We start from the raw sequence: 10,817 nt of genomic DNA, 5'->3' as shown, positions 1-10,817 counted from the left end.
CACTTCAAACGGAAAGTGATGTTGAATATTTATGAAGTTTAACATCGTCTTTCAAAGGCGGCAAAGAGGATAACCGGGCATATTTTCGCGGCTTTGGCAATCAATGGTCATTACGTTTGCATAATCATAAATTACTTATCAAATCATAGGAAATCCTCGATATCTCTGCCCAACCCGACAAAAAAAACATTCCATCTGTCAAACTCCTTCCAATTCATGTTTCAAAGACCCCGATGAGACGCACGGCTTACCGAAAACGATTAAAATTATGTCAACTCAATCAGGAATATAATGGTTATTCACTCGAATCAGTTCAATCTCATATCGACCTGAATGTCCGTTTAGCCAAAATAAAAAGGAGCGTCATCCAGACGCTCCTCATTCATACCCTAACCAACCCCAATTAAGCCAGTGACTGCTCCGTTTGCAGAAGCTGTTCCGCCAACTGATCCCAAATTTCCGGCTGCTCCCCGGAATCCAGAGACGAAGCCGCTGCTTCCATGGCTTCTATCAGCTGTTCCTTCAGCTCATCTTGTTGTCTCAATTGAGCCGCTGCAACAAGATCATGGTAGTAGGAAACGAGTACCTCCTGCTTGCTTGAAGCTTCCGCGCTCAACGCTTCCCGAATGACCGGCTCCACTGCGCTTCTAAGCTTCTCCCTTCCGCCATCCTCGAAGAAATGCTTAGGTGTCTTGAAATTGGACCAATAAGAGGACCAATCCACAAAGCTGGTGAGACCGGCATCATTCCATTTCGGCGAAGCCCACTCCTTCTCTTCCGGCGGAGTAAGCATAATTACCGCATCGTAGCCCTGGATCGCTTGAGCAGCTTCTTCCGCTGCCGTACGCAGAACCATCTTGCCCTTGTTCTCCAGGCGGAGCGTCGTCGCCCACAACTCCTGATCCAGCTCATGCACAATGGTTCGTTCCAGCTCTCTTCCACAATCTGTGAAGATGCGTTTGAGCTGTCCCGCATCCTCACGCAGAACCGATGGATGGAAGGCCTCGGCAAAAAACTCGCCGAGACTGAACCCAATCCGCTGCTTTACATGGAAGAGTAGCTCAAGGATTTCCTGCTCCACTTCGCGCGAAAGTTCCTGACTTGCGAAGGCATCGATCCGGGACAATGCCATCTCGTTGACCTTCTGCAGATGCTCTCGGCGCTGCTCCCTGGAGCCCGCGTCCTGCCTTGCCATTCTTCCCCATTCTGTCACTCGCTGCCGAACAGACGTGATTTCCTGAATGGCGCTATTCAAGGACAATTTCGGAAGCTCTTCGCCGGCGAAGGCTCCAAGCGCTCTTTCAAAGGATTCAAAAGCGGACTCGGTGTACAGATTCGCATCGTCGTCCAGCTTGCCTTCCAGCGCCTTCATACTGGAAACCGGATAAATATGCGGTAAACGGATACCTCTTGCTTTCAAATTGGTCTCTACATGCTTTACGACCTGCTCCAATTCTTCCTCCGAGGAGGCGAGATCCGCAGCATTGACAATAAAAAACATTTTATCCAAAGCGAAGCTGTCCTTCACTCTGCCAAGCTGGGTCAAGAACTGACGATCCCCCTTGGAGAATGCGTGGTTATAATAAGTCACAAATACGATTGCATCCGCATGCTTCATATACTGGAAGGTGACTCCCGTATGACGGGCATGGAGCGAGTCGGCTCCTGGCGTATCCACCAGGACGATGCCCTGCTCCGTCAGCGGACAGCTGTAATATAAATCAATTCGTTCGACAAAGCAGGAGCGGGTCTCGTCGGCTACAAAGGACTTATAACCGTTCATGTCGACCGTCTGAATCGTACCAAGCAGCGACTGCGCTTCCTTCCAGCCGGCAGCCGCCGCTTTCAGGAAACCGTAATGAGGGAGGCCTGCGGGATGTATCCCTTCCGGCTTCATGCGTTCGATCACCTGAAGCCAGCTGCTTTCATCGGGTTTGCCCAGCTGCAGCACCGAGAACGAATATTCCAGATCTTCCTTGAACGTATCCGGTGATTTCATCATCACCTGAGCCGTGCCATGCACAAAGCCATCCTGCGGCGCCAAAATGCGGTTGATCGCCGCGGTGGTCGGATGCGGCGATACGGGCAGTACGCGCTCGCCAAGCAATGCGTTGGCGAACGATGATTTGCCGGCGCTGAACGCTCCGAACAGTGCCAGCGTGAACGAGCCGCCGGCCAGGGCGTCTGCCCGGCTGCGCAGCCCCCGCGCTGCGGAAGCAAGCGCGGGATAGTTGCCCAGCAGCGCCGCCGTATCCTGCAGGCACGCTGCTGCGGCGTCCAGCCGCTGGCGGCGGCCAAATGCCGCGCCGCCTAGCGGCTCCGCCCCGCTGCGCGGGGCTTTGGCGGGCGCGTTCGTCCGCGCGCCCGTATCCTCTCCTGGCGGCTGCATGGCCGCCGGGGCGGGGGCGCTCACCGCCGGCAGGAAGCCGGGGGTGAGCGTGACGCGCGCAGGCAGCAGCTGCTTGGCTGCTGCGGCGCGCTCCGCGATGTCCCGCTCCAATTGCATGTAGCGGGACATCGCGGCGGACTGCTCCAGCAGCGCGTTCAAGGCTGCGATGACGCGCTGCTGCTGTTCTTTGGCGGATGCAGCCACATCCGCCAGCACATCCTCTGCCGCGTTCATGGCTACGCGGCGGTAAAGCCCTCTAATATCTGCCGACAGCATGCGGCAATAATTCAAAACATATTCGCCGGACAATACCGCATCCGGCTTCACCGAGTTTTCCAGCATGCCCTCTCCCAAATCGGGCATGGAAGCTTTGAACCGTTGCTGCCGCTCCTCCGTCCACAAGTTCTTGCCCCACCGCTTCATAAGCTCCAGCAAGTGCCACTCGATTTGCGAAGCAGACTGCTCCCGCAGCTCATCTGTCAGCTTACGCAGACGATCCTGTTTTTCCTGTTCCGTTTTGGCGCCAGCAAATAGAAGCCCTTTTTTAAACCCGCTCTTCCGGCTTTCCAGAAACAGCCTGGCCGTCTCCCGGAGCTCGGCAGGCGTCAAATTCGCATTGTCGAGCAGTGTATCCACCTGCTTGCGAATGCTTTCACGTTCGGTCTGAGGAAGCTCCTTTAGCCTTTCAAGCTCTTTTCGATAGCTTCCGATCTCGGCTTCCAGCTTAGCAGCCTGTTCTTCCCCACCCATCTCATCCAAAAGCTGCTGTTTGGTATCCTCCAGGGAATCGGCGAACTCCTTGACATGCTGCTCGGCAATATGGCGTGCGGAACAGTCCAGGCTGTAGTTCAGAATGGGCTCCCGCTTTTCAATGAGCTCTGCAATGAGCTCTTTGATCTGCTGCCATTGATTATAGGGGTGCTCCGGCTCCTTAAGCGTTGTGAACAGCAGACTTACATAGTTGACCTGCCAGCGCTTGAAGGCAGCCTCCACTTCTGCTCTGTAGCTCTCGAAGGACAATTCCCGTTCCCGGTGCTTGTCGATCTGATTAACGACCAGATACAGCGGCTTGCCCCAGTCAGACAGGCTTTTGGCAAAGGCGAGATTATTCTCCGATTGCACATGATTGTAATCCATCACATACAGCACAGTATCTGCCAGATGCAGCGCTGAATGCGTCGCCTTCTGGTGGCTGTCGTCCGTGGAATCGACTCCCGGCGTATCCATCAGCACACCGCGCTCGCCCAGAAGGGATATGTGATCCCATACCTCTACCGACGAGTAGGAGCCCCCATTCGTGCAATATGTATACAGTTCATCCAGCGAAACTTCCTGCGGCTTCAATGGCTGGGTCGCGAGATCTGAAGCTTGTGCCGGATAAATGAACGCATGCGGCTCCCCGTTCCGAATGGAAACCACGTTAGCGCTCGTCGGTACCGGACTGGATGGGAGTACCTTTTTTCCGCATAAAGAATTGATCAGACTGGATTTCCCTGCCGAGAAATGGCCGCAAAAAGCTATCGTCATTTCTCCGGCCGTCGCCTTGTTCAGCAAATCTCCCATTAACTTGGAGGATTTGTCATCCCCCCATCCGTGCAAGCTCTCCTGCAAACGTTGCAGTGACCCGCTCTCTAATTGAATTACAGGACTCGATGTCGACATGCTGCCTTCTCTCCCCTAATCTCTGATCTATATTTCACGGTATGGTTCTTCACTAACCTAAAATATGCTGTTTCCTAAGAAAAACGTCAATCGGCGTATGTACTCGGAAGACAGACCGCGTTTAGCGGAAGTTTCTCTTGTGATATCAGAATAAGCCTCACCATGCTTTTTTTCTCTGATATCTTTCAAATAGTTACATTTTAACATCCAACAGGGGGAATGAGAAACATTTTAAACCGGAAAGCCTTCAACTTTGATAAGGGCAAAAAAAATAAAACCGAAAAAAGCTTCGGTTTTATGCTTGGTTGATTCATTCGGTTGTTATACGCTTGCGTTTTCCAGTTCAGGCACGAGAATTTCGAAAACCTTGCCATGCTGCAAAATGGTCGTTCCGCGGGACTTGTCCTTCATAACGACAACTTCAGGCTTAACCGACATGCGGTCCAGGTAATGCTCGGGTACGTCGCCGGAATGGCTGACCGTGATGCCTTCAAACTCTCTTTCTTCGTTTTCGGCAAGCTCGGTTTCCATCACTTGATCCATAATATCGGAAAATACTTCGAAATTGTCAGTATATACTGAGATGCATTTCATGTTTATCCCATCCTTCTCCATCTTTGTAGTTCCTATCCTGCTACATAAAATGAACTAAAGTTTAACAATGCTTCTCCTTGAATCCATCTGGAATACAGGCGAAGTGCTATCCTTTCTTTAGTTCAGTTTATATACTTACTTATCTTTTCTGATTTGGGATGTCTTCATACGTTTTTTTCCTTCGCGGCATACATCCAGCAGCGGGCACACTTGGCATCTCGGGTTTTGGGCCTTGCAGTGGTAGCGTCCGAAAAAAATCAACCGGTGATGCGTTAAAGTCCACTCTTCGCGCGGCACCTGCTTCATCAGCTTTTTCTCCACTTCCAGCACGGAATCCTTCCAATTCGCCAGAGCCAGCCGTTTGGACACCCTCTCCACATGTGTATCCACGGCAATCGCCGGCACATCAAAAGCGTTGGAAACGACGACATTGGCTGTCTTGCGGCCAACCCCCGGCAATTTCACGAGCTCATCATGCTCCCGCGGCACTTCCCCTCCGTATTGCTCCATCAGCAGCATACATAAATTGCGGATATGCTTGGCCTTATTCCGGTACAATCCGATTCTGCGGATATCCTGCTCAAGCTCCTCTAAGGGAACGGCCACATAATCCTCCGGGGACTTGTACTTTTGAAACAAATCCTTGGTTACCTTGTTCACCGTTTCATCCGTACACTGCGCGGACAGCAAAACGGCAATCGTCAGTTCAAAAGCATTGCTGTGGTTTAATTCACAATGGGCGTCGGGAAACATTTCCCCAATCGTGTCGAGTATATAACGTACGGTTGCTGCCTTCATCGCTTCTTACCTCCTGCAAAAAAAACGTCCTGATACAGGTAAGACTCCCCGTATCAAGACGGTGTATCTCATGACCATTCCCAAAGCATACTATTGTTTCTGTATCTCGACAATCGTTCCATTGTTTAAATACAGTACAATATTATCATTTTCTTTCAGGGATTGCACGGTCAATATCGTGTCTCCTTGGTGAATGTATGCTGCGTTAGAAAGCGCGAAATGGTTGTTATCATTGACATTCTGGCGTTTCACATATATTTCCTTCGCATAACTGTCATATTTCCAGAAGGTTTGAGTCGAAACATTCAACACTTTAACAACATAATTGCCGTCAGCATCCTTGCGGACTTCTACCCGGTTACCTGCAGCTACATTGCTGAGATTAAGGGCGCTGCCGGTATCATTCATAATTTTGGATGTGCTGTCCAGCTTAAAGGTTTCGGTTGTACCGCCATAATTTTTAACCGTGATGCTAGGCGATCCGGAAGTGGTATTAACGGCAGTCACTTCACCATTCGTTACCTTCACAAGCTGCACGGCTGCAGGATTAATACCATTAAAGGTTACGTTCAGCAGTTGGCCGACGCTCAAATCCTGTACATTGATAGCCTGACCATTCTCGTCCGTGAGGGTGGTTTTATCCACATAAAATTGGCTAATGAGTCCGTTATTTTTCACAGTAACGCGGGAATTGCTAGTATCAACAGCTACCAGTTCGAATTGGACGTTCGATTTCAGCTGGATGGACTGAACTGCATCCTGCGTTGCGTTCAGAACAGCGGCAACGTTGCTGCCGACTTTAATGTCGGACAGGGAGGCATTGCTCTTGCCGTATACCGAAACGGTCGGATTGTTAAAAGGAATCGTCATGCTTTGCCCTTCTGTCGTTAGAAGGGTCAGCTTCTTGCCGGTCAAATCAAGCGCAGACACTTTTCCTTCATATTGATAAATGACCTCGAGCGACAACGCGCGATTCGTCAAATACGTGATATTCACCTTGCGGCCATTCGTCAAGTAAGGCTCAATGCCAGCCAATGTCGGAGTAGCCGAGTTATAAGTCAATTTTGTTTTGTCGTCAAGCGTTACAACATATGGCTTTTTATTCGCATCCACAAGGGTCAAGAGCTTGCTCTTCGGCTCATATCCGACAATGGTTACGCCTTTTTTCTGTTCCATTTGACGGTTTAACACCTGAATCTTGGTCACTTGATCCTGCGGATTCAGGGTAATCTCGACCTGATCCCCATTCACGGAATCCGCGATCAAGTCGCCGACTGTCGGAGAAGCGATACCGCTGATGACCAGTTCAGGCTTGTCCGCAAGCAGCTTCACTTCCAGCTGTCCGCCGTCGCGTTTGTATGTAATGGTGGCATTATTAGCCCCAACCTCATACAAGGAACCGCGAATGGTTCTCTCTACGCCTTGCGTAACTTCGATCGATTCAACCAGATTGTTTTTGACGGTGTAATTAATCACAGCACCGGTTTTCAATTCGGAAGGCGAAAGCAGCTGATTTTGATACTTCACGATCAGGCTGTCATCCCAAGTGTAGCTTTCCACAGCACCGGAAGAATTTTTGATGACGAGTGATTTGGAGGCTGTATCCACGCTTTGAAGGGTACCCGTTCCATTTTTATTGATAACTCCCGATTTAACCTGTACGATGACCGGCTTCTTCGCAGAGCTGAAGGTTTCCTGCTGAATGGTAATTTTGCTGCCGACAACCAGTGCGGACGGTTCAATTTTAGCGCCGTTTTGGTCGAGGAAGCTTGTTCCTGCATCATACGTGAATTCTTTGAATGTATTGCCCGTTTCCACCCACAGGATATTGCCCGGAGACAACTTCTGGAATGTTCCTTCCGTGCTCTCAAGCTGCACTTTAGAGTCCGTCACTTCCACGTAGGCCGTTTTGTTCTGGCTTCCTATGACCATGACCTTGGTATATGGCTTCAGATCAGCAAAGCTTATTTTATTCTCGGAATCGCTGGTGTAATAAACCGTCGAATTATCGAGCACGTAGGTACGAATGCTTCCATCTACGTAGAGATTAAGTTTATTGGTATCCAGCGCTGTCACGATACCCTCGGTGGAGTTATTGTATTTTACATCGTTGAAAGATTCCGCGCGGCTGAAGAACGTCGCCAGTTGGGCACGGGTCACAGAGCCTTGAGGATCAAAGCGGTTTCCGTCCACACCATTGGTCAGTCCAAGCTCCAATGCTTCATTCACGAAACCTCTTTTAGAAGCAGAAATTTTGCTGTTGTCCGCAAATGTAGTCGCTTTGGAAGCCAAAGACGATGCGTCAGCCTCCTTGCCAAGGGCGCGGACCAGTACTTCAGTGATCCATTCCCGACTCGCTTTGCGTTCACCCCAGGTTTGCTTCGAATCCACAGCAGCGTTCTCAGAAGTCTTGTCCAGGAGATTATGCTGGAGAGCCAGGGCCACATACGGCTTGAAGTAGTTGTTAACCTGCATGTTGGCTGGTAAAGAAATGGCCGCATTATTGTTGATTTTATCCTCTAAACCCGCGAATCGGATCGCCATTGTAACAGCTTCCTGCTGGGTTACCGAATCATTAGGACGGAACAGACCATTGTTCCCCAGAAGTATGCCTTGGGAGGCCAGTTTGTAGATATGCTTTTCGGCCCAGAATCCGCTCTTAACGTCGCTGAAAAGCCCGCTTGCCGTAACGCTTGCAGAAGTAGGTGTTGCTGTGTCCGCAAATACGGCGGTACCGGTGCCCAGAGCCATCATGCCTACGATGACAGCCGAGACGACCTTTTTAGAATGTGAAGTAGAATTGCTGCGTTTGGAAACCATGCTTTTTCCCCTTTCTTGAATAAGGATTATGCGCTCATGCATTATCCCGAAAATAAACAGAAAGAACTAAAGAGATTGCACCCCCGCCCGAAAACCTAAAGGTTCCCGGACAGAATCGGAGCGCAAACTTTAGTTCATTTCGTATCATAAAAATCACGCCTATAATGTTGTTCGACAAGAAGGGCTTCAGCTCCTGCTTTTAGCCTAAATTTCTCAATGTCTTGTCAAAGGATGTTCCAAATCGACATGCCCCATCAGACTTTCCACCTTTGCCCCGTCTACCAAGAGCTCTACCGATTTGACTTCGTCAAATTGGAACATCGTCTTGGTCAACGCGTCCAAAGCATACTGTTCGCCGCCGGCTCCCAGTCTTGCTTCGTCAGGCATATGAATGTCCATCGTAATTTCACCGTCTTTGAACTCTAGCTTCTTCAGCTCGATTTTCCCCCAAAGCGGTATCAGTTCGGACTTGTCGCTCGATTGAAGAGCTTTGAAAGCCTGCACGTATTTCTCCACTGCATTTTCGTAACTGATTTCCTTTTGGGACTTCTTCAAATCAAGTTCCTGAGGATCCGTAAAATAAACGTCGATCGTTTCTTTTTTAGCGGTAGGCTCCGTTGTCTGGGAAGATGATCCGGTGGATGAACCGGTAGATGATCCCTTGGAGGAATCACCTTGGGTAGATTCGCCCGCATTACCGTTATCACCGCTGCCCGCATCCTTTTCTGGCGTGGTCTCACTGCCGCTGCCTGTTGTCTGCTGCTCCCCGGAGACTGTCTCTTGCTGTCCGCTTTCCGGCGCGGTTGTCGGCTTCTGGCCGCAGCCGGCCGAGGCAATCATCACCAAAGCCAAAATGCCTGCACACCACAATTTCCTACTCATTCACTGCCGCCTCCTTTAAGGGGACATTCCTTATTGAACACCCAAATATTCTTTAATACCATTCACGACCCCTTGGGCAACACGCTGCTGCACGCTCTCCGTAAAGAGAGTTGCTTCATCCTTCTTGTTGCTGAGGTATCCGACTTCAAGCAGTACTGCAGGCATTTTCGTTTCACGAATGACATGGAAATTGCCGTAACGAACGCCGCGGTCGGATAGGCCGGTAGCTTGTACCAAGTATTTATGCATCACGTTTGCGAACGCCTTGCTTGCATCACGCTGATAGTATGTTTCGCTACCGGAAGCAGCTGATGAACCGGCGCTGTTGGCATGAATCGAAACAAATACATCAGCCTTCAAATCATTGGCAATCTTGACGCGGTCTTTAAGTTCAAGAAACGTATCGTCACTGCGCGTAAGCACAACGTCAATATTAGGTTCCTGTTTTAGCAATTTTTCAACCTTCAAGACGATGGCAAGATTGAAGTCTTTCTCCTTTTTACCCGTGACACCGGTTGTTCCCGGATCATGGGCACCATGCCCTGCGTCAATGACGACGATTTTCTTGCCACCTCCGCCAACCGGAGGCTTCGATGGCGTACTCGTGTCTTCTGTATTCAAATTGATGATATACAAACCATTTTCATTGGTCAGCGTATAGTTTTTGGCACGATTCAAATCGATGACGACACGTACAGTCGAAGGTTTATCGTTGTAAAGCGAATATCTTACTTTGGAAACGTCAGGGTACCCGCTGATGTCCAGCGATCCCGTCGAGTTCTGATCCAGTGAGTTACTGCTGCTGAATGTATTCGAGAAACCCGTGTTCTCAAGATCCACAACGATACGGTCAGGCCCGCTCATTTTGAATGCATTGACCTTGGCTTGTCCGCTTGTAGCGATCATCAGACGGTTATCACTGAAGCTGAGTCCGTTGACTTGAGCTGCTGCGCTTCCGGCATTACCACCTGTATTGCCGCTGCCATTGCCTGTGCCCGGAGTCGCTTCGCCGCCGTTGCCGGCACCTGTTCCTGCTTCTCCGTTTCCATTTCCAAGTTCTTGGGTATATAAGTATACGATCTTCTTATCATTATCCCAGTTCACTTTAAGCCCCATCTGTTCACTCACAAAGCGTATAGGTACGATCACCGTATCTGTACGCAAGATGGGCGCAATGTTCATGGCGACTTTCTTACCGTTTACATCAGCTGTTTTCTGATTGACTACGAGTTTAATTACATCAGAATCTTTTTTTATGGTTACCGTGCGCGTCTTTTGTTCCCATGCGACGTCAAACCCCAGATTCTCTCCGACGACACGAAATGGAATCATGATATTACCATTCACATTTTCCACTTTTGCATTTCCTGACAGACTCAGTTGCTTGTCATCCAGAAAAATTTTGGCACTTCCCGCCGCAGCCTGTCCATTGTGAGGAAACGCCAAAATGAAGACAAATAACAGCACTGCCATAAATCCAAATTTCTTCATCCTTCACCCCTACCATTCTTAAATTTTTGTCACTAGCTCTGACGTTTCGGCTTTGGCTTCCTTCGACATCACCAGACATCTATTAGACGCTCTTAGCTTCGAAAAGTTGCGAATATATTCCTCTTTATGCAAAACTTAATCTGTGTCTAAAGGTAGACAAAGGTAGTCAATTATGCATGCT

The 10,817-nt window shown here is 49.6% G+C and carries 6 protein-coding genes; all 6 read right to left on the bottom strand.

Going from position 1 to position 10,817, the window contains the following annotated elements; genetic code table 11:
* Positions 1-403 precede the first annotated feature (403 nt).
* Complete coding sequence (locus GRF59_RS00255; RefSeq protein WP_160495685.1) at positions 404-4,051, bottom strand: dynamin family protein; 3,648 nt, start codon at positions 4,049-4,051, stop codon at positions 404-406.
* 321 nt (positions 4,052-4,372) lie between these two features.
* Positions 4,373-4,645, bottom strand: a complete 273-nt coding sequence (locus GRF59_RS00250; RefSeq protein ID WP_160495684.1) for an NAD/NADP transhydrogenase alpha subunit — start codon at positions 4,643-4,645, stop codon at positions 4,373-4,375.
* Positions 4,646-4,780: 135 nt separating this feature from the next.
* Positions 4,781-5,443, bottom strand: coding sequence for an endonuclease III (nth, locus tag GRF59_RS00245; RefSeq protein WP_160495683.1), 663 nt, complete (start codon positions 5,441-5,443; stop codon positions 4,781-4,783).
* Positions 5,444-5,533: 90 nt separating this feature from the next.
* On the bottom strand, positions 5,534-8,263 hold the full coding sequence (locus GRF59_RS00240; protein WP_160495682.1) for an S-layer homology domain-containing protein: 2,730 nt from the start codon (positions 8,261-8,263) through the stop codon (positions 5,534-5,536).
* 213 nt (positions 8,264-8,476) lie between these two features.
* Positions 8,477-9,145: a GerMN domain-containing protein gene (locus GRF59_RS00235; RefSeq protein ID WP_160495681.1), complete on the bottom strand. Its 669-nt coding sequence runs from the start codon at positions 9,143-9,145 to the stop codon at positions 8,477-8,479.
* Positions 9,146-9,175: 30 nt separating this feature from the next.
* Complete coding sequence (locus tag GRF59_RS00230; RefSeq protein ID WP_160495680.1) at positions 9,176-10,636, bottom strand: N-acetylmuramoyl-L-alanine amidase family protein; 1,461 nt, start codon at positions 10,634-10,636, stop codon at positions 9,176-9,178.
* Positions 10,637-10,817 lie beyond the last annotated feature (181 nt).

The sequence above is a fragment of the Paenibacillus dendrobii genome (assembly GCF_009807035.1).
GTDB lineage: Bacteria > Bacillota > Bacilli > Paenibacillales > Paenibacillaceae > Paenibacillus_AQ > Paenibacillus_AQ dendrobii.
Note: the sequence above shows the minus strand (reverse complement) of the source record. Positions and strands in the feature narration are given on the sequence as shown.

Coding starts and splice junctions, on each gene's coding strand:
- GRF59_RS00255 (WP_160495685.1), bottom strand. CDS start 4,051: ATGTCGACATCGAGTCCTGTAATTCAATTAGAGAGCGGGTCACTGCAA.
- GRF59_RS00240 (WP_160495682.1), bottom strand. CDS start 8,263: ATGGTTTCCAAACGCAGCAATTCTACTTCACATTCTAAAAAGGTCGTC.
- nth (WP_160495683.1), bottom strand. CDS start 5,443: ATGAAGGCAGCAACCGTACGTTATATACTCGACACGATTGGGGAAATG.
- GRF59_RS00235 (WP_160495681.1), bottom strand. CDS start 9,145: ATGAGTAGGAAATTGTGGTGTGCAGGCATTTTGGCTTTGGTGATGATT.
- GRF59_RS00230 (WP_160495680.1), bottom strand. CDS start 10,636: ATGAAGAAATTTGGATTTATGGCAGTGCTGTTATTTGTCTTCATTTTG.
- GRF59_RS00250 (WP_160495684.1), bottom strand. CDS start 4,645: ATGAAATGCATCTCAGTATATACTGACAATTTCGAAGTATTTTCCGAT.